The sequence below is a fragment of the Actinomyces gerencseriae DSM 6844 genome (assembly GCF_000429265.1).
Lineage (GTDB): Bacteria > Actinomycetota > Actinomycetes > Actinomycetales > Actinomycetaceae > Actinomyces > Actinomyces gerencseriae.
On the sequence record NZ_AUBN01000011.1, the window covers coordinates 33,889 to 53,792 of the forward strand.

15 protein-coding genes are annotated in these 19,904 nt (G+C 70.5%); 2 read left to right on the forward strand and 13 right to left on the reverse strand.

Translation table 11 applies throughout. The features are described from left to right. Positions 1–7 precede the first annotated feature (7 nt). The 11 genes from argF to G448_RS0105430 form a co-directional block, all read right to left on the reverse strand. The gene (gene argF, locus G448_RS0105380; protein ID WP_026407167.1) at positions 8–1,003 is read right to left on the reverse strand and encodes an ornithine carbamoyltransferase; all 996 of its coding nucleotides are present in this window, start codon (positions 1,001–1,003) and stop codon (positions 8–10) included. A gap of 256 nt (positions 1,004–1,259) precedes the next feature. Then, positions 1,260–1,844 carry a shikimate kinase gene (locus G448_RS0105385; protein WP_026407168.1) on the reverse strand — a complete coding sequence of 195 codons (585 nt, stop codon included), beginning with the start codon at positions 1,842–1,844 and terminating at the stop codon, positions 1,260–1,262. A 7-nt stretch (positions 1,845–1,851) separates the two neighbouring features. Next, the gene (gene aroB, locus G448_RS0105390; RefSeq protein WP_026407169.1) at positions 1,852–3,741 is read right to left on the reverse strand and encodes a 3-dehydroquinate synthase; all 1,890 of its coding nucleotides are present in this window, start codon (positions 3,739–3,741) and stop codon (positions 1,852–1,854) included. Continuing rightward, positions 3,738–4,973, reverse strand: a complete 1,236-nt coding sequence (gene aroC, locus G448_RS0105395) for a chorismate synthase (RefSeq protein WP_026407170.1) — start codon at positions 4,971–4,973, stop codon at positions 3,738–3,740. Before aroC ends, aroB begins: the two co-directional genes overlap by 4 nt. Before the next feature lie 99 nt (positions 4,974–5,072). Then, positions 5,073–6,020, reverse strand: coding sequence for a shikimate dehydrogenase (locus tag G448_RS0105400; RefSeq protein ID WP_026407171.1), 948 nt, complete (start codon positions 6,018–6,020; stop codon positions 5,073–5,075). A 5-nt stretch (positions 6,021–6,025) separates the two neighbouring features. Beyond that, a complete protein-coding gene (gene mltG, locus G448_RS0105405; protein WP_034494496.1) occupies positions 6,026–7,267 on the reverse strand; it encodes an endolytic transglycosylase MltG in 1,242 nt (413 codons plus the stop codon). Then, entirely contained in the window at positions 7,267–7,740 is a 474-nt protein-coding gene (ruvX, locus tag G448_RS0105410; protein WP_026407173.1) for a Holliday junction resolvase RuvX, read from the reverse strand. The genes mltG and ruvX overlap by 1 nt, the downstream gene beginning before the upstream one ends. Positions 7,741–7,749: 9 nt before the next feature. Beyond that, a complete protein-coding gene (alaS, locus tag G448_RS0105415; protein ID WP_026407174.1) occupies positions 7,750–10,449 on the reverse strand; it encodes an alanine--tRNA ligase in 2,700 nt (899 codons plus the stop codon). 171 nt (positions 10,450–10,620) lie between these two features. Beyond that, positions 10,621–11,244: a 30S ribosomal protein S4 gene (gene rpsD, locus G448_RS0105420; RefSeq protein WP_026407175.1), complete on the reverse strand. Its 624-nt coding sequence runs from the start codon at positions 11,242–11,244 to the stop codon at positions 10,621–10,623. Positions 11,245–11,554: 310 nt separating this feature from the next. After that, complete coding sequence (locus tag G448_RS0105425; protein WP_026407176.1) at positions 11,555–12,397, reverse strand: sulfite exporter TauE/SafE family protein; 843 nt, start codon at positions 12,395–12,397, stop codon at positions 11,555–11,557. Further along, positions 12,394–13,812: a replication-associated recombination protein A gene (locus tag G448_RS0105430; protein WP_026407177.1), complete on the reverse strand. Its 1,419-nt coding sequence runs from the start codon at positions 13,810–13,812 to the stop codon at positions 12,394–12,396. The genes G448_RS0105425 and G448_RS0105430 overlap by 4 nt, the downstream gene beginning before the upstream one ends. A gap of 122 nt (positions 13,813–13,934) precedes the next feature. Here G448_RS0105430 and G448_RS0105435 point away from each other — a divergent pair, with 122 nt between their 5' ends. Continuing rightward, a complete protein-coding gene (locus G448_RS0105435) occupies positions 13,935–16,247 on the forward strand; it encodes an MMPL family transporter (RefSeq protein WP_026407178.1) in 2,313 nt (770 codons plus the stop codon). Positions 16,248–16,409: 162 nt separating this feature from the next. On the opposite strand, the gene G448_RS0105440 is transcribed toward G448_RS0105435, so the two are convergent. Continuing rightward, positions 16,410–17,027: an L-threonylcarbamoyladenylate synthase gene (locus G448_RS0105440; protein WP_026407179.1), complete on the reverse strand. Its 618-nt coding sequence runs from the start codon at positions 17,025–17,027 to the stop codon at positions 16,410–16,412. Between the two features lie 314 nt (positions 17,028–17,341). Here G448_RS0105440 and G448_RS17365 point away from each other — a divergent pair, with 314 nt between their 5' ends. Continuing rightward, positions 17,342–17,665, forward strand: a complete 324-nt coding sequence (locus tag G448_RS17365) for a hypothetical protein (protein ID WP_034494499.1) — start codon at positions 17,342–17,344, stop codon at positions 17,663–17,665. A 292-nt stretch (positions 17,666–17,957) separates the two neighbouring features. Here G448_RS17365 and aspS read toward each other — a convergent pair whose 3' ends face one another. Then, entirely contained in the window at positions 17,958–19,736 is a 1,779-nt protein-coding gene (aspS, locus tag G448_RS0105450) for an aspartate--tRNA ligase (protein ID WP_026407180.1), read from the reverse strand. Positions 19,737–19,904 lie beyond the last annotated feature (168 nt).

Here is a 19,904-nt window from a genome sequence, read left to right on the forward strand (position 1 = left end):
CCGGGCCTCATGAGAGCGTGGCGTACATGACGGCCTTGATGGTGTGCATCCTGTTCTCGGCCTCATCGAAGACCTTCGACCGGCTGGACTCGAACACCCGGTCCTCGACCTCCATCTCGGTGACCCCGAACCTCTCCGCGATATCGGCGCCGATCGTGGTCCGGGTGTCGTGGAACGAGGGCAGGCAGTGCATGAAGATGGCATCCGCATCCGCCTTGTCCATGAGCCCCTGGGTGACGCGGTAGGGGCTGAGCGCCTCGATGCGCTGGGCCCACAGCTCGGCGGGCTCGCCCATGGACACCCAGATGTCGGTGTAGATCACGTGGGCGCCCTGCGCAGCGGCCTCCGCGTCGTCCGTCAGAACGACCGATCCTCCCGTGGCCTCGGCGATCTCGCGGCACGTGGCGATGAGAGACTCCTCGGGCATCTGCCCGACCGGCCCGCAGGCGACGAAGTGGAGTCCGAGCTTGGCGCACACGACCATGAGCGAGTTGGCCACATTGTTCCGCGCATCGCCCATGAAGACGAACTTCAGGCCCTTGAGGCCGGAGGGGAAGTTCTCCTTGACCGTGAGCATGTCGGCGATCATCTGAGTCGGGTGGAACTCGGTGGTCAGGCCGTTCCAGACGGGCACGCCCGCGTTGGCGGCCAGGTCCTCGACGATGCTCTGGGCGAAGCCCCGGTACTCGATCCCGTCGTACATTCGACCGAGAACACGGGCCGTGTCCTCGATGGACTCCTTCTTCCCCATCTGGGACGAGCCCGGATCGAGGTAGGTCACCCCCATCCCCAGATCCCTGCCGGCCACCTCGAACGAGCAGCGGGTCCGCGTCGAGGTCTTCTCGAACAGCAGGACGATGTTCTTGCCCTCGAGATAGCGGTGCGGGGTCCCGGTCAGCTTGAGGCGCTTGAACTGCGCCGACAGGTCGATGAGGTACCGGATCTCATCAGAGGTGTAGTCAAGGAGTTTGAGGAAGTTGCGGCCCGAGAGGCTGATGGGCATGGTCGCACCTTTCTTGCAGTGCACGATCCCGGACGCACGGCGACGCCCGGAAGCGGTCACATCATCGTGACCCGCAGGACGGAACCTTCCGAAGACGGCCAGCGGATGCGCAAGGATTACTCGGGTACTAATCGGGTTTATATGTGATAGCAGTCACTAGTACCGGTATAAATCCGAACGTCGCCGGAGATTCAGGTGCTCGAGACCCGGACGGGCGCCGTGCAGCGAGCCCGGTGCCAGTCCTCGGCCCCGATCCTCATCCCGAGGTCGGGGCCGCCCGACTCGCGTCGATCGCGACGACGACCTCCTGCGGTGTCGTCTCCGTGGTGTCGATCTGCACGGACGCGAGCTCGCGGCACGCGGTCTCACGGGTGCGCAGCATCTGGACGAACTCATGATGAACATGGCCCAGCGCCACCGAGCGCGGCGCGTCCAGGCCGTTGCGGGAGGCCAGCCGTCGGATGGTCGCCGTCAGGGCGATGACGCGGCCGCCCTCCTCGACCAGGACGTGCAGGGCCTCCCGGACCCGCTCGTCCTCCAGGCAGCCCGAGCCGAGCGCCACGACGCGTCGACGGCGCCCGGCCTCGGCGAGAAGCCCGAGCGCCGTCTCCGCCTCCGCCCGGCGGTAGCGGGTCTCGGGCACCATCACGAGTGCCAGGTCCTCGGGCGCGTCCAGCTCCTGCGCAACGGTCTCGGCGAGGTCCGAGACCGGCGCGCCCCACGAGGCCGCCAGAGCGCGCCCGACGGTCGTGCAGCCGGCGCCCGGCGGGCCGACGAGGACGACGGATCCGGTGGGCCGAGGCACGGAGGCTGCATCGATCGCCCCGCCCGCGTCGATCATGCCCCGGTCACCCCTCCGCCCCGGTCACCGCCTCGTGGGCCCCGTGCAGCACCGCGGAGTCGGGGACGACGCCACGAACGGGGCGGGCGACGTCGTCGAGGAGAACCATGCGGATCGCCCCGCCGCGGACCTTCTTGTCCGAGCGCATGATCTCCAGGAGCTCCTCGAAGCGCCCGGCCCCCTCGGGGAAGGTCACCGGCAGCCCGACCATGGCGAACGCCTGGCGGTGCAGGGCCAGGAGGTCGCCGCTCAGGCGTCCCATGCGGTGGGCGACCTCGGCGGCGAACACGCATCCGAGCGCGACCGCCTCACCGTGGCGCCACCGGTGGGCGGTCGCCGTCTCCACGGCGTGGGCGTAGGTGTGCCCGTAGTTCAGGATCTCCCGCGGGCCCGTCTCGACGAGATCCTCCCCCACCACGGAGGCCTTGACGGCCACGGAGCGGGCGACCAGCTCGGCGAGCGCGGGCGACTCCCACCGGGCGAGATCGGCGGGATCGGCCATGACACGGTCGAGGATGACGGGATCGGCGATGAACCCGCACTTGACGACCTCCCCCAGCCCCGCCCGCAGCTCCTGGGGCGCGAGCGTCCCCAGGGCCGCCAGGTCGCACACGACCGCGGAGGGCGAGTGGAAGGCGCCCACCAGATTCTTGCCCGCGGCGGTGTCGATGCCGGTCTTCCCCCCCACGGCCGCGTCGACCATGGCCAGGAGGGTGGTGGGGACATGGACGACCGGTACGCCCCGTAACCAGGTGGCGGCGGCGAAGCCGACGAGGTCGGTCGTCGCGCCCCCGCCCACGGCGACGACGCAGCCGTCGCGCCCCATGCGCATCTGCCCGAACCGCTCCCAGAGCGCGTCCAGGGCGGTACTGGTCTTGGAGTCCTCCCCACCGGGGACGGTGATCCGCTCGACCGTCAGCCCCGTGCCGCGCAACCCGTTCTCGTACAGTCCGGCACGGGAGTCCAGCTCGGGGGCGTGGACGAGCGCTACGCCCCCGGCGCCCCCGCCAACGGCCCCGGCGACGCCGCGCACGACCTCGTCGATCAGATCCTGGCCGACCACGACCTCGTAGGGCGGCGCGGTCGTCACCGTCAGGCGCAGTCGCCCGTCGGCTCCGATGCGCCCGGGGGGCAAAGGACTCGGCGGGGACATGGGGGCGTCGTCGTCGGTCGCGCTCGGCCGCGGCGTACGGGGGCTCCGACCGGCGCGGGGGGCCGAGGCGGTCAGCCCCGCCAGCGCCCGGGCGGTGTGCGGCGCCTGGGCCCCCAGGCCCACCAGGATGAGCGCCGCCACCTGTTGGGGAGTCAGGCCATCGGTGGGCACGGTCAGGGTGGCGACCTCGGCGTACAGGGGCGCACGCCGGGCGTGGAGGGCCTCCATGCGCGCCAGGACCGCATCGCCTCTGCCCGGTCCCCCACGATCCGCGCGCGCTGCCCCTCGCTCAGCGCGCAGCGCATCCTCGGTCGTATCGGAGTCCGCCTCGGGAGCCACCAGCGGCCGGCCCGTGCCGTCGCCGACGTGCGCGGCGGCGGTCTCGGGGGACGCGGCCAGATGCACCACCGTGCGACCGCGGAGCAGGGCGCGGTTCTCGTCGCGCAGGATGGCGCCTCCACCCAGCGCCACCACGCCCTGGGCCGGCGCCGGGGAGTCGAGAACGGCGCGCAGCGCGCGCGTCTCCCGCACCCGGAAGGCCTCCTCCCCCTCCTTGGCGAAGATCTCGGGCACGGTCATGCGGGCGCGTCGACGAATCTCCGCGTCGGTGTCGGTGACCTGCAGCCCGAGGGCCGTGGCGAGCAGCCGTGCCACGGTGGTCTTGCCCGCACCGGGCAGGCCCACCAGAACCAGAGGAAGGTGCTCCGGATCGAGCGCGACATGGGGAACGGGACGGCGGCTCATCGATCTCCTCCCCGCCATTGGGTACGTTCGGCGATACGGGCGAGGTAGCCCTCGAGGTTGCGTCTGGCCTCGGTCACGCTGTCCCCGCCGGTCTTGGTCAGCAGCGCGTCCGCCAGGACGAGCGCCACCATGGCCTCCGCGATGACGGCACCGGGCACGACGGCGATGGTGTCGGAGCGCTGGTGCAGCCCGCGGGCCGCCTGTCCCGTGGCGAGATCCACGGTGTGCAGTGCCCTGGGGACGGTGGAGATCGGCTTGTAGGCCGCGCGCACGCGTATCCGAGCACCGTTGGACATCCCCCCCTCGATACCACCGGCCCGGTTCGATCCGCGGACGACTCTCCCCGCCTCGACGCTCAGGATCTCGTCGTGGGCCCGGCTGCCGCGTCGTGCGGCCTCCGCGAAGCCGTCGCCGATCTCGACTCCCTTGACCGCCTGAATGCCCATGAGCGCCGCGGCCAGGCGAGCATCGAGACGCCGATCCGCCTCGACGTGCGTCCCCAGCCCGATCGGCACATCCGTCGCGATGACCTCGACCACGCCGCCGAGCGTATCGCCGTCCTTCCGAGCGGTATCGATCTCCTCCACCATGGCGGCCGACACCACCGGGTCGGTGCAGCGCACGGGGTCGTCGGTCAGTCGCTGCTCGTCCTCCGGAGCGGGGCGGGGCGCGTCGTCGGGCAGCGCCACCGAGCCGACCCGTACGACGTGACTGATCAGCCGAACGCCCGCCACCTGATCGAGGACCGCGGCCGCCACCGCGCCGAGGGCGACCCTGGCGGCCGTCTCACGCGCGGAGGCGCGCTCCAGGACCGGCCGGGCATCGGCGAGGTCGTACTTGAGCGCTCCGGGCAGATCCGCGTGCCCGGGACGCGGCCGGGTCAAGGGCCGGTTGCGGGCGATCTCGCGCTCATCCCCGGTGCCGGCATCGCGAAGAAGATCCGCCGGGTCGACAGGATCGGCGCTCATGACGGTGGACCACTTGGGCCACTCGGAGTTGCCGATCCGCAGAGCGATGGGGCTGCCGATGGTGCGCCCGTGTCGGATGCCGCCGAGGACCGCGAGACGATCCTGCTCGAAGGCCTGGCGTGCGCCCCTCCCGTGGCCGAGTCGGCGACGCGCGAGAGCCCTCGCTATCCGCTCGCCCGTGATCTCGACACCAGCGGGGACGCCGTCCATCAGCGCGGTGAGGGCCTCGCCGTGGGACTCGCCGGCGGTCATCCATCGAAGCATGGGGCTGATCATCCCACATCGCTTCACTCGCACGGCCGACGCCGCGCAGGACGGCGGGAGGACGCGCGGCGAGGGCAACGGCGTTCCGAGCCGATGGCCTCAACGGGACGCCGAAGCGGCTTCGAGGGCCTCTCGCATCGCTGCGACCGGCGGGGTCCTGCCGGTCATGAGAGCGACCTGCGGGACGGCCTGGTGCAGCAGCATGAGCCGGCCCGGCACCGACCGGCCTCCGGCGGCCGTCCACGTGGACGCCAGTGGCGTGGGCCACGGTGCGTACACGACGTCGAGCATGACGCCTCGCGCCCTCCCCTCCCCGCGCTCAAGGGCCGACGCGAGCGATGGGCCGAGTGCGTCGGCGGCGCCCGCCGGCAGCGTCGAGACGATCAGGTCGGCCTGAGTGAGAGCCTCGACCACGGCCCCATCGGATGCGGCCTCACCGGGTCGCCAGGTCAGAAGGGAGACATCCAGATCCATGCGATGCGCCGCGGTCGCGGCGCGTCCAGGGCCCGCGTGCCGTCGAGCCGCCACGACGATGTCGGTGGCACCGATCTCGGCCAGGGCGGCGAGCGCCGAGCAGGCCGTGGCCCCCGAGCCGAGCACGACGGCCCGCGACCGGTCGGGAGCACCGGTGGTGCGAGCAGTCGTCCACGCCGCCTCCCGCAGAGCGCCGACGATCCCGGCCACATCGGTGTTGAAGCCCGCCAGCAGCGCCCGACCCGTTCCCGCGCGCTGGGCGACGACGGTGTTGACCGCTCCGACCACGACAGCCAGCGGGTCGATGGCGTCCAGCATGGGGAGGATCGCCTGCTTGTGCGGCATGGTCACGCTCAGCCCGGCCCAGACCGGTCCCGTGCCGGTCGGAGCGGCGACCTCGGCCAGTACCCCGGGCAGATCGGACGGGGCGACCTCCTTGCGATCGTACGTCCAGTCATCCAGTCCGAGACTGTCGTAAGCGGTGCGGTGCAGCACCGGGGACAGGGAATGGGCGACGGGCAGGCCGATGACGGCCGCCCGGTGCCCCGCGGCGACGCCGCCGGGCGTGCGCACGGTGCTCAGCCCCCCGCCGAGGGTGTCGCGGCCGGGGTGGCGGTGGCGCCACTGCCGTAGCACTTGTCGCTGTGCGCCTCGCAATAGGCGTCGAACTTCTTCTTGTTCTCCTCCTGCTCCTCATTGGTGTTCGCGAAGAGCGTCTCCCCGGTATCGAGGTCCACGGTCACGAAGTAGAGCCACGCTCCTTCCGGAGGACTGATCACGGCCTTGATCGTCTTGTCCCCCGGACTGCCGATCGGACTGGGGGGCAGGCCGGCGTGGACGTAGGTGTTGTACGGGTTGGAGGCGTCGGCGAGCTGATCCGCCGTCGGGATGCCGCCCGAGCGCCCCACCCCGTACAGGACGGTGGAGTCCATCTGCAGAAGACCGCCGGTCGGCCCATCAGTGTCCTTCAGACGATTGTTGATGACGCGGGCGACCTGTCCGTAGTAGGTCGGGGTGGCCTCGCGCTCCACGATCGAGGCCTTGGTCAGGACGGACTGGTAGTCCGCCTTCGCCACGCCCAGATCGGCCAGTCGGTCGCGCGTGGTGGAGACCATCGAGGCGACGATATCGGTCGCGGAGGCGTCGTCCGCGACGTCGTAGGTGCCGGGCGCGAGCCACCCCTCGACGTTGCCTCCCGCCTCAGCGGGCAGTCCGATGGCCTCCGTGGCGCCGAAGGCCTCCTCGACCTGGGCATCGGTGAAGTGCCCCACACTCTTGAGGCGGTCCTTCACCTGAGTCTTCGTGGCTCCTTCGGCGACCGTCAGGGTGTGGTCGGTCTTCGACGCCGGATCCAGCAGCATGGCCACCGCGTTGGCCGCCGACATGCCGGATCGCAATGTGTAGGTGCCCGGCTGGATATTGGCCGCGTTGGCGTTGTCCGCGTAGGCGTCCGCGAAGGCCTTGGCGGACGCGACGACGCCGGCGTCCGCGAGGATCCGGGCGATGTCCTTGCCCGAGGAGCCGTCGGGGATGTTGACGACGACCTCGCCCTCGCCGGCACCGGAATAGTCCTTCGGGCTGCTCATGAAGCCCTCGATGCCGGCGTGCTTGTAGGCCGCGTAGCCGACTCCGGCCACGGACGCGAGGACGAGCACCAGGACAAGGGCGGTGATCAGCCGGCGCCTGCGCTTCCTGCGGCGCCGAGCGCGCTCCTCCCGACGCCGGGCCCGCGCCGCGTCCAGACGACGCCCGGTGATCCGGGCGGGCTCGCGCGGCTCAATACCCAGCTGGGTGAAGAAGTCGTCGTCGTCCTGGCTCACTATCTGTCTCTCCGGGTCGGGGGGACGATCTCGCCCGCCGGGGCGTTCGTCGTTCGCTCTGTCTCGAGGGCCTGATCGAGGATAATCACAGCAGCCGCCTGATCAACGACCTGCCGAAAACTCGCCTCCGTTCGTCCGGTCTCATGAAGCTCCCGATGGGCCGTCACCGTGGACAACCGCTCGTCCACCAGACGCACGCTCGCCGATGCGACGAGCCGCGCCAACTCGCGTGCCCAGCGGCGGGCGTCCCTGGTCGAGGCCGACGAACCACCATCCATGCGACGCGGCAGACCGACGACCGCCTCCATGGCATCGTACTCCTCGATCAGTTCGGCGGCCTCCTCGATGTCGGCGCCGAAACGATTACGCTTCAGCGTCGTCACCGGTACCGAGAGGATGGCCTCCGCATCGCATCGGGCGACGCCGATCCGCACCTTGCCGACATCGAAGGCCAGCCGAACTCCGGGGCGCACGTCTCGAGCTCAGGCGAGCTCGCCCGGGATCACCGCCAGAGCGGCATCGATCTTGCGGGCGTCCTGCCCGCCGCCCTGCGCGAGATCGTCCTTCCCGCCGCCGCCGCCGCCGAGAACGGCTGCTGCTGCGCGCACGAGCGCACCCGCCCCGGCCCCGGCCTCACGAGCAGCGGCATTGGTGGCGACCACCACGAGAGGACGCTCTCCCGCCACCCCCGCCAGCGCGACCACGACGGGCTCGGAGCCCGGCAGGCGCCCGCGCACATCCAGAACGAGGCCGCGCAGGGCGTCGGACGAGCCGACGGCGCCGACGCCGGCGGTCACGAGGAGGAAGCCTCCCGTGCGGGTTGCCGAGGCGGCGAGCTCCGCAGCGCGCGAGGCCAGTGCTGCCTGCTGAGCCGCGGCGAGTCTCTTCTCCGCCTCCTTCAGCCGGCTCATGAGCGACTCCACGCGATCCGGAAGCTCCTCGGGCCGCCCCCCCATCAAGGTGGACAGCTGGGAGACCAGTGCATGCTCCTTTCGCTGGAAGTGGTAGGCCGAGTCGGCCACGAGGGCGTCGATGCGCCGCACGCCCGATCCGATGGAGCCTTCGCCGAGTAGCGCGATCCGGCCGATGTGACCAGTAGAGGGCACGTGCGTGCCGCCGCACAGCTCCTTGTCGAAATTCTCCCCGATGGTGACGACGCGAACGTCCTTGCCGTACTTCTCGCCGAACAGGGCGATGGCGCCGCTGCGCCGTGCCTCCTCCAACGGCATCACCTCGGCGGTCACCACGAGGTCCTCCGCGACCTTGTCGTTGACCAGTGACTCGATGTCGTCCATCTGAGGGGCGCTGACCGCCGAGGAGTGCCGGAAGTCGAACCGCAGTCGGGCGGGCGAGTTCTCGGACCCGGCCTGCGGGGCGTCGGGTGAGACCACTCGTCGCAGCCCGGCGTAGACCATGTGAGTGGAGGTATGGGCTCGGGCGATGGCCAACCGGCGCACGACGTCGATCTCGGCGTAGGCGCGCTCGCCCACGGCCACCGTACCCTCGGCGAGGGTACCGCGGTGGACCGGCACTCCCCTGACGGGCGCCTGGACGTCATGGACTTCGACAACACCGCCGTCGGCCAGGCGAATGGTACCGTGATCGGCGAGCTGACCGCCCATCTCGGCGTAGAACGGGGTGCGGTCCAGGACGACCTCGACCTCCGCGGGAGCGGTCGCCACGGGCTCGGGCCGACCGTCCACGAGCAGGCCGGCGACAGAGGCGTCGGCCGCCGACTCGGTGTAGCCGAGGAAGACCGAGGGGCCTCCCATGGCCTTCTGGATCTCGTGGAAGGCGCGCACGTCGGTCAGCCCGATCTTCTTGGCGCGGGCGTCGGCGCGAGCGCGCTCCCGCTGCTCCTCCATGAGGGCCCGGAAGCCGTCCTCGTCGACCTCGACCCCCTGCTCGGCGGCCATCTCCAGGGTCAGGTCGATGGGGAATCCGTATGTGTCGTGCAGGGCGAAGGCGCGATCGCCGGCCAGTACCGGCCGTCCCGGTCGGCTCTTGGCGTCGGCCACCGCCGTGTCCAGGATGGTGGTGCCGGCGTTCAGGGTGCGCCGGAACGAGTCCTCCTCCGCATAGGCGACCTCGGAGATGGTGGACCAGTTGGTCTCGAGTTCGGGGTAGGAGGCCTTCATGGCCTCCTTCGAGACCGTCAGCAGGGTCGGCAACGAGGCGGAGTCCACGCCCAGCAGGCGCATGGAGCGCACCGCGCGACGAATGAGACGGCGCAGCACGTAGCCGCGCCCGTCATTGCCCGGGCGCACGCCATCGCCGATGAGCATGAGCGACGAGCGGACGTGATCGGCCACGACCCGCATGCGCACGTCGTCGAGATGGGCCTCGCCGGCCTCCGGACCGGCCGCGCCGAGCCCGTAGGTACGTCCGGACATCTCCTGGGCGGCCGCGATAACGGGGTAGACCTCGTCGATCTCATACATATTGGGCTTGTCCTGCATGATGAAGGCGAGGCGCTCCAGGCCGGCGCCGGTGTCGATCGCCGTCCGGTCGAGCTCGCCCACCAGCTCGAAGTCGTGACCCTTGCCCTCGCCGCGGACGAACTCGTCGAAGACGAGGTTCCAGATCTCCAGGAAGCGATCCCCCCGCGCGTCGGCCTCCGGACCGCCGTCGGGACCGTAGGCGGGGCCGCGGTCGTAGTGGATCTCGCAGCAGGAGCCGGCCGGACCCGGCTGGCCCGTGGACCAGGAGATCTCCTCGAAAGGGAGCTTCTGGACGCGCTCGGCCGGAACGCCGATGACGCGGGTCCAGTGGTCGAGGGAGACCCGGTCCTCCTCCCAGATCGTCATCCACAGCCGGTCGCCGTCCAGGCCGTAGCCGCCGTCCCCCTCGGAGCCGGTGAGCAGGTTCCAGGCGTAGTCGATCGCCCCCTCCTTGAAGTAGTCGCCGAAGGAGAAGTTGCCGTTCATCTGGAAGAACGTGCCGTGGCGGGTGGTCTTGCCGACGTTGTCGATGTCGTTGGTGCGGATGCACTTCTGCACCGAGGCGGCCCGGGGCCACGGAGGCGGTTCGGTGCCCAGGATGTAGGGGATGAACGGGACCATGCCCGCCACCGTGAACAGGATCGAGGGCTCCGGGGAGACCAGGGGCACGGAAGGACGGATCTCGTGACCGTTCGCGGCGAAGTAGTCGAGCCAGCGAGTACGGATCTCGGAGGTGCGCATGGAGTTCCTCGTAGTGTGTTCAGTGTGTCGTGCGTGATGTGTCGTGCGGAGGTCGCACCCGATGACGTGGAGGCGGAGCGGGAGGGGCCCCGGTGCGAGGATAACCCCGGGGAGCGATGATGCCCCGTACCGGCGGGCGGTCCGGGGCATCGCGTCGCGAACTCACGGCTCTCAGCGCGAGTAGTACTCGACGACCATCTGAACGTCGCAGGTCACCGGGACCTCATCGCGCTTGGGCCGACGCACGAGCGTGGCGGAGAGCTTCTCCAGCTCGACCCTGAGGTAGTCCGGCACGGGCGGCAGGACATCCCGGTGGGTGCCGGCGGCGGCGATCTGGAAGGGGGTCATCACCTGGGAGCGCGGGCGGACCTGAATGGTCTGCCCGGGCTTGACGCGGAAGGAGGGGCGGTCCACGACCCTGCCGTCGACGAGGATGTGGCGGTGGACGACGACCTGGCGGGCCTGGGCGATGGTGCGGGCGAAGCCCGAGCGCAGAACGAGGGCGTCCAGGCGCATCTCCAGCAGCTCGACCAGGGACTCACCGGTCAGGCCCTTCTCACGGCGGGCCTCCTTGAAGACGCGCTGGAGCTGAGCCTCGCGAATGCCGTACTGGGCGCGCAGACGCTGCTTCTCCTTCAAGCGGACGGCGTAGTCGGACTCGGCACGACGGCGGGCGCGGCCGTGCTCGCCGGGGCCGTAGGGGCGCTTCTCGAAGTAGCGCACGGCCTTGGGCGTCAGCGGGATGCCGAGGGCGCGGGACAGGCGCACCTGACGGCGGGAGCGGGAGGAGCTCATGGTTCTTCGTTCTTCTTCCTGTCGGAATGGACAATCGCACGTCACTGGCAAAGGCCCGGGACGCGGGGCCGGCCTGCGCGGGCTGAGACCCCAGGACTGCCGCCGCGCACGTCACCCGGCGCTGGAGGAGACCCCGAGACTCGTCGGCACTCAGAAGCACCGCGCGCAACGACAACTCGGGCACTTTACCGTTCGACGAGTCCCACACGCACCTTACGGAGCCCGATTGTGAGCCGATCCTCAGCCAGCGTCGTTCAGCCTCGTTCGGCGCCGTCCAGCGCCGTCCAGCGTTCTCCGGAGCCGTTCGGTGTCATTCGAGCCCGGGCCCGATCGCCCGAACCCGTGCGCGCCGACGCGCGCGCTCCCTGCGCAGCGTGCTGACGACGACGCCCAGGAGGAACAGGTCGAACAGGAGAGTGCCGGTCGCCGGACTGATACGAGCGGCCGCAGCGGCTCCGCCCGGGGCCGCGAGGACGGCGCCGAGCCCGACGACCAGGCCGGGCCTCAGGTCCACGACGCCGTGCCTGAGATTGGCCCATGTCCCGGTGACGGCGGTCGGGATCATGACGAGCAGCGAGGTGCCCCGGGCCAGGAGGTCGCCCACGCCGACGAGAAGCTCGAGGCCGGGCACGATGACGGCGCCCCCGCCCACGCCGACGAGCCCGGACAGGATGCCTGCGACCACCCCGACCACGATCAGGGCGGCGGCGCGCGGTCCGTCGAGCACGAGCGCCGCCTCGCGAACGGGCGCGCGCAATCGCATGGAGACGACGACGAGGACGGCGAAGCCGATGAAGATCCAGGGCAGCGTCCACTCGGGCAGGCGCCGCAGCGCCAGGACTCCCGCCTGCGCGCCGACGAGCGCGCCGACGACCAGGAGTCCCGCCGCGAGGAGCGAGACCTCGCCGCGCGCCCCGTAGGAGACCGAGCCGACGGCGGCGGTGAGCACGATGGCGGCCAGGGAGGTGGCCGCCGCCCGACGCTGACTCATGCCGAGCACGGTCATGAGCGCGGGGACGATGACCAGTCCGCCACCGACGCCGAACAGACCGGACAGGAAGCCGGCGCCCGCTCCCGTGAGCAGGACCAGGCCCGTCCTGCGCGCGCCGCCTGAGCCCCCCGCGGGATTCCCCGGAACGGTCGTCGCGCTCATCGTCGGTCCAGGATGCGGCGCACGGCCTCCAGGCGGGAGGCCAGCTGTCTCTCGAAGCCGTTGCCGGTCGGCTCGTAGTAGCGCTGTCCGGCCAGGTCGTCGGGCAGGTAGTGCTGGGCGACGACGCCGTGCGGGAAGTCGTGCGGGTACAGGTACTCCCGACCGTGCCCCAGGCGCTCGGCGCCCGCGTAGTGGGCATCGCGGAGGTGCGGTGGAACCCGGCCGCCCCGGCCGGCACGCACATCCGTCAGGGCCCGGCCGATGCCGAGCGTGACGGCGTTGGACTTCGGCGCCGTGGCCACCGCCAGGGCGGCCTGGGCCAGGACCAGCTGGGCCTCGGGCATGCCGATGAGCGCGACGGCCTGCTGGGCGGCGACCGCGGTGGTGAGCACGGCGGGGTCGGCCAGGCCCACGTCCTCGGCCGCGTGGATCGTGATGCGCCGCGCGATGTAGCGGGGGTCCTCCCCGGCGGCGACCATTCGCGCCAGGTAGTGGAGGGTGGCGTCCGGATCGGAGCCGCGCATGGACTTGATGAAGGCGCTGACGACGTCGTAGTGCTGATCCCCCGCCCGGTCGTAGCGCACGGCGGCGATATCGGCGGCGCGCTCGACATCCGCCAGCGTGACGAGCGGGCGGACCCGCTCCCCATCGGCCGGGTCGGCCGGATCCGACCCGCCCCGCGCCCGCTCCGGCACCGGAGCGCCCTCCGCCAGGGCCGCGCCGGCCGCGGCCTCGAGGATGGTCAGGGACTTGCGCGCATCCGAGCCCGCCATGCGCACGATCTGCTCGCGGGCCTCGTCATCGACGGCGACGGCACCGCCCAACCCGCGCTCATCCGCGATCGCGCGATCGACCAGAGCTCGGATCGCCTCGGCATCCAGGGGCTGGAGGGTGAGCAGCAGGGATCGGGACAGGAGGGGCGAGACCACGGAGAAGCTCGGGTTCTCGGTGGTGGCGGCGACGAGCGCGACCCAGCGGTTCTCGACGCCGGGCAGCAGGGCGTCCTGCTGGGAGCGGGAGAAGCGGTGGACCTCATCGACGAAGAGGACGGTCTCCTCACCGCCGGCGACGAGCCGGCGGCGCGCGTCCGCCACGACCCGACGGATGTCCTTGACACCCGCGCTCACCGCGGACAGCTCGACGAACCGGCGCCCGCTCCCCCTGGCGACGAGGTAGGCCAGGGTCGTCTTGCCGGTGCCCGGCGGCCCCCACAGGACGACGCTGGAGACGCCGGCGCCGCGCGCGTCGCCGCCGGAGGACTCCACCAGGCGCCGCAACGGGGAGCCCGGCGCGAGGAGATGATCCTGGCCGACGACCTCGTCCAGCTCGCGCGGGCGCATGCGCACGGCCAACGGGGCATGGGCGTCCGACGGCAGACCGGTATCGTCCGTTCCGGCGCTCTCGAACAGGTCCATGCCCGAGACCCTAGACCCTCCACGGGCCCCGCAGGTCCCGACGATGCGGCGCCGGCGATCGGGACGCGGACCGCGGAGCGCCCCTGCGACGACCAGGGGCGCCTGTCTGCGACAATGCAAGCATGCTCGTCTGGCTCTCCCGTCGCGTCGTCAAGAACGCCTGGTACGTCGTCGGTACGTGGGCAGTGCTCGCCGTCACGCTCCTCGTCGTCTCCTTCGGCGGCCTGGGGGGCACCGCCCTCTTCGATCGGCTCGAGGCCGGCGACCCGGAGGTCTCGGGCACCCAGAGCGCCCAGGGCGAGCAGATCCTGCGCACCCTGGCCGGCGACTCGCAGACCGTGAGCCTGCTGGTCACCGGTGTCGACATTTCCGATACCGAGATGCAGCAGCGGATCGCCTCCGCGCTGGCCGAGGCGCATGCCGATCTGCGGGCCCTGGTGGGCGAGCAGAATGTGCTCGACCCCTTCGTCGTCCCCGGCATGCTCTCCGAGCCCGCGGCGCAGGCCCTGGCGTCCACCGACCTGGATGGCTTCCTCATGATCGTGACCGTCAACCCCAACGGGGACAAGGTCGCCCCCGCCGACGACGAGGCCTACCAGGAGGAGGTCGCGAGCCTGACGCGCAGGGTGGAGGACCGGCTGAGCGCGGTCCCCGAGGAGCTGCGCGCCATCAGTCCCCGGGTCACGGGGGTCGTCTCCGACAAGGCGCTCATGTCCCGGGCCGTCAATGATCAGGTCGCCGAGGACCTGATCAGAGGAGAGCTCATCTCCCTGCCCCTGGCGCTGCTGGTCATGGTCCTGGTCTTCGGAGGCTTCCTCGTCGCCGGCATGCCCCTGCTCGGAGCCCTGGCATCGATCGCCGGCTCGCTGGGAGTGCTCTACGCGCTCAGCTTCTTCACCGACTTGCAGTCCTTCGTCGTCAATATCATTTCGATCATCGGTCTGGGTCTGTCCATCGACTACGGACTGCTTCTGACATCCCGCTATCGCGAGGAGCTCGCCCGCAGCCGGGATGAGATCGAGTCCACGGGCGACGGGCGCCTGCGCCGACCACGCACCGGTCGGCGGGACCCGCTCATCGCCCAGTGCATGGCGACGACGTTGACAACGGCGGGACGCACCGTGCTGTTCTCCGGACTGACGGTGGTTGCGGCTCTCATGGGCCTGGTGCTCATGGGCACCGGCATCCTCTGGTCCATCGGGGTGGCGGGCATGGCGGTCGCCCTGATCGCCGTCGCCGCGGCTCTGACCCTGGTCCCCGCGCTGCTGGTGCTCCTGGGACGACGGCTTCTGCGTCCCGCCGCGCTGCAGCGGCTCCTGAGGCCGGCCGCGCGCCGGCGGCCGTCGGGCCGCGACTCCTCCGACTCCGGAGCCTTCGCCTGGATCGCCCATCAGGTCCATCGGATGCCCTGGGTCGTCTTCGTCGCCTGCATCGCACTTCTGGTGGTTCTCGCCTCGCCCCTGCGCGGACTGCACATGCTGACCTCCACCACCGAGCTCCTGCCGCCCCAATCCGACCAGCGCACGTACCTGACGACCCTGCAGGAGGACTATCCGGCGGCCACGGAGGAGGATGCAACGCTCATCATCGCCGCGACCGGTGATCGGGTCACGTCCTACATCAATGATCAGGTCGCCTCCGCGGGCGGCGTCGTGCACGTGCTGCGATCGGCGACCGCGGGCGACTACACGGTGGTCTATCTCGACCTCGAGGGCGAGGCGTCCTCGACCACCGCGGAGCGCGCCGTCGCCTCGATCCGCGCCCTGGACGCCCCTGCGGACGCCTGGATCACGGGCCAGGCCGCCAGCCAGTTCGACTTCCGGCAGATCCTCATCCACGGACTGCCCTGGGTGACCGGAGCGCTGGTGCTGGCGACCTTCGTGCTCCTGTTCTCCATGACCGGCTCCGTGCTCGTGCCGATCAAGGCGCTACTGGTCAATGCCGTCTCACTGGCGGCCTCGCTGGGCGTGCTGGTGTGGGTGTTCCAGGACGGTCATCTCAGCGGACTGCTCGGCTTCACCCCGATCGGCGGCGTCGAGGCGTACGTCATCGTGACGGCGGTCGGCGTGGGCTTCGGCCTGGCGATGGACTACGAGGTCTTCATCCTGGCCAGGATCAAGGAGTACTGGGACAGCGGGGACGACAACGACACCGCAGTCGAGAGAGGGCTGCAGCGGTCGGGACGCATCGTGACCTCGGCGGCCCTCATCATGGTGATCGTGTTCCTCGGCTTCGTGTCCGGCGAGCTGCTCATCGTCAAGGAGATCGGCCTGGCCCTGGCGGTCACGGTGGGGCTGGACGCCACGGTGGTGCGCATGCTCTTCGTACCCGCGACCATGGGCCTGCTCGGGCGCTGGAACTGGTGGGCGCCGGTTTTCCTGCAGCGGATTCGGAGCCGGTACACCGGCTCGTACTCCGCGATCGAGCCGGCCTGACGGCCCGCGGCGACTGCGGCAACCGCGACCGCCACCGAGGAGGCGCTCACGCGCACGGGCCCGCGGCGCCCCGAAGAGCACCACGAGCCCGTGCAAGAGACAATGAATGAGAGACGGAGACGAGCGCGACCTGCGGAGCCGACAATCCAGCCGGCCCCGCACTCACAGCAGAGCGATGTCCCCCGATCCCTCACGCACGACCTCGGGAGCGTCGTCGGTCAGATCGACGACGGTGGTGGGCTCGGTGGAGCCGACGGGACCCTCGATGACGACGTCCACGAGGTGGCCCAGGGCGTCCTCGATCTCCCATCCCGAGCTCTCCGGCTCGTTCCTCCCGGGGCGGATGAAGGTCGACGACAGGATGGGGGCGTCGAAGCCGGCGACGAGAGCCTGGGTGATCGCGTGGTCCGGAATACGCACTCCCAGGGTGTGCTTCTTCGGATTGAGCGTCATCCGGGGCACGTCCTTGGTGCCCTTGAGGATGAAGGTCCACGGTCCGGGAGTCAGACGCTTGATGAGACGAAAGGCGTTGTTGCCGACGATCGCCACCGGACCGACCTGGGCGAAGCTCGCGCACACGAAGGTGAAGTTGTGCTTGCTGTCGAGCCGGCGGATGGCGCGGATGCGATCCAGCCCCTCCTTGTTCCCGGGAGCGCAGGCGAGGGCGTAGCCCGAATCAGTGGGGTAGGCTATCAGACCGCCGTCGCGCAGCACGGCGACGACCTTGTCGACGAGGCGGGCCTGCGGGTTGACGGGATGGAGCTCGATGTATCGCGACATAGCCTCATTGTGCTCCAGATCCGCGCGACGCGGTAGCCGACAGGCGGAGCGGCCCTCGCCGGACGCGAGCCGCACGATCCCATAGCGACCCCATGCGATTCCGTAATCGATTCCGAAGCGAATCCGCGCCCCGCAATCTCGTGAAAATGATTTGCATTCCAGGACCGCATTAGTCGGCACGATTCACTCCGCCGCCGCAAGCAGATGAGAGACGTTTTCATGTTTGGCATTCCGACCTGCTCCCTCTTATGGTTCTCACGAATTAATAATGCAGCCGCACGACGCTGCGCCATCATCAGGATCAGGAGATTCACATGCCCGCCACACTCGAGCACCGTCCCGCTGAGACCCACCACCACACGCACGGCCCGAACTGCGGCCATCTGGCCATCATTCACGAGGACCACGTCGACTACCTTCACAACGGGCACCTCCACCACGAGGACAATGGTCACTACGACGAGTGCGATACCTGCGACTGCCCGCACTGCTCGGACTCCTGCGCCATGTGCGAGTGCTCCGACTGCACCTGCCCCACCTGCAACCACAACGTCTGCTCCTGCGAGCACTGCGACGACTCCTGCTCCTCGTGCACATGCGAGGACTGCTCCTGCCCCACCTGCGCCCACGCGGCCTGAGAGCTCCGTCACTCGTCAGGTATCGGCATGGCCGCCGTGCGCCCGATCGGCGCCGTCCTCGCCGCGGTGGTGACCGTGGAGGGCTGCGAGCCGCTTGAACCGCTTCGTCGGCCACGTACCCCGTAGGGGACGACCTGAGGGGCGAGGCCGGCCTCGCGCATCGTCTCCTCATGGCCCGGGGCGCGGAGGAATCCGGGAGCGCCGCCGATTCCCCGCCCCGCAGGCCCGGGAAGGCCCCGGAGCCCCTCTGAGGGATCCGGGGCCTTCAACGCCGAGGACGCACGGCGCTGCATCAGCCCCCCGCGGACTCCGGGGCGGCGTCGACGCCGGCCTCCCTGCGCTGAGCCGAGGTGATCGGGGCGGGCGCGTCGGTGAGCGGGTCCCAGCCCGCGCCGATCTTCGGGAAGGCGATGACGTCGCGAATCGAGTCCGCCCCGGTCAGCAGGGCGACGATACGATCCCAGCCGAAGGCGATGCCGCCGTGCGGCGGGGCCCCGAAGGCGAAGGCGTCCAGGAGGAAGCCGAATTTCTCCTGCGCCTCCGCCTCGTCCACGCCCATCACCTTGAAAACCCGCTCCTGGATATCACGGCGGTGGATGCGGATCGAGCCCCCGCCGAGCTCGTTGCCGTTGCACACGATGTCGTAGGCGTAGGCCAGTGCACTGCCGGGATCCGTGTCGAAGGTGTCCAGGCACTCGGGCTTGGGCGAGGTGAAGGCGTGGTGCACCGCCGTCCAGGCGGATCCCCCCAGCGCGACGTCGCCCTCCGCCCGGGCCTCGGCCGAGGGCTTGAACAGGGGCGCGTCCACGACCCACACGAAGGACCACTCGTCGTTGTCGATGAGCCCGCAGCGCCTGGCGATCTCCAGACGCGCCGCGCCCAGCAGGGCGCGGGACGCATCCGCGATCCCCGCGGCGAAGAAGATGCAGTCGCCGGGCTCGGCACCGGCCGCCTGGGCCAGGCCGGCCCGCTCGGCATCGGTGATGTTCTTGGCGACCGGCCCGCCGAGGGTCCCGTCCTCGGCGACGGTGACGTAGGCCAGACCCCTGGCACCGCGCTGCCTGGCCCAGTCCTGCCAGGCGTCGAAGGTGCGACGGGACTGGGAGGCGCCACCGGGCATGACGACGGCGCCCACGTAGGGGTTCTGGAAGACGCGGAACGTGGTGCTCCTGAAGTAGTCGGTGAGCTCGACCAACTCGCAGCCGAAGCGCAGGTCCGGCTTGTCGGAGCCGAACCTCGTCATCGCCTCCTCGTAGGTCATGCGCGGAATCGGCGTGGGCAGGTCGTGGCCGATAAGGGTCCAGATCTCCCTCAGAACGTCCTCGGCCACCATGATGACGTCCTCCTGGTCGACGAAGCTCATCTCCACGTCGAGCTGGGTGAACTCCGGCTGGCGGTCGGCCCGGAAGTCCTCGTCGCGGTAGCAGCGGGCGATCTGGTAGTAGCGCTCCATGCCGGCGACCATGAGCAACTGCTTGAACAGCTGCGGGCTCTGCGGCAGGGCGTACCAGGAGCCCGGCGCCAGGCGGGCGGGGACGAGGAAGTCGCGCGCGCCCTCGGGGGTGGAGCGGGTGAGGGTGGGGGTCTCGATCTCAACGAAGCCGTGGGAGTCCAGCACTCGACGAGCGACCTGGTTGACCTTGGCGCGCAGGCGCATGGCGTGCTGCATGGAGGAGCGGCGCAGGTCGAGGTAGCGGTGCTTCAGCCGCGCCTCCTCTCCGACCCGGCCCACGTCCTCGGCGTGATCGGAGATCTGGAAGGGCAGCGGAGCCGCGGGATTGAGGATCTCGACATCGGTGACGACCACTTCGATCTCGCCGGTGGGCAGACTCGGGTTCGCGTTGCCCTCGGGGCGCTTCGCCACCTCGCCGGTGATCCTGAGGACGTACTCGGCGCGCAGGTCGTGGGCGATCTCCTCGCGGATCACCACCTGGGCGATGCCGGACGCGTCGCGCAGGTCGACGAAGGCCACGCCGCCATGATCGCGACGGCGATCGACCCAGCCGGTGAGAGTGACGACCTGGCCGATGTCGGCGGCGCGCAGGGAGCCCGCGGTGCGAGTTCGCAGCATGGTGCTGTGTTCCTTCCACTGGGAGCACTGAGCCGGTGCTCGTCGGGGCGCGCCGCGAGACGAGCGGGCGCCGTCCACGATCCTATGCCGGGCCCGTCTCCGCGCGTCGAAGCCCATGCCGGTGCGACCGGGCATCGGGCGGGACCGCGATCGGGTCGACCGGCGTCC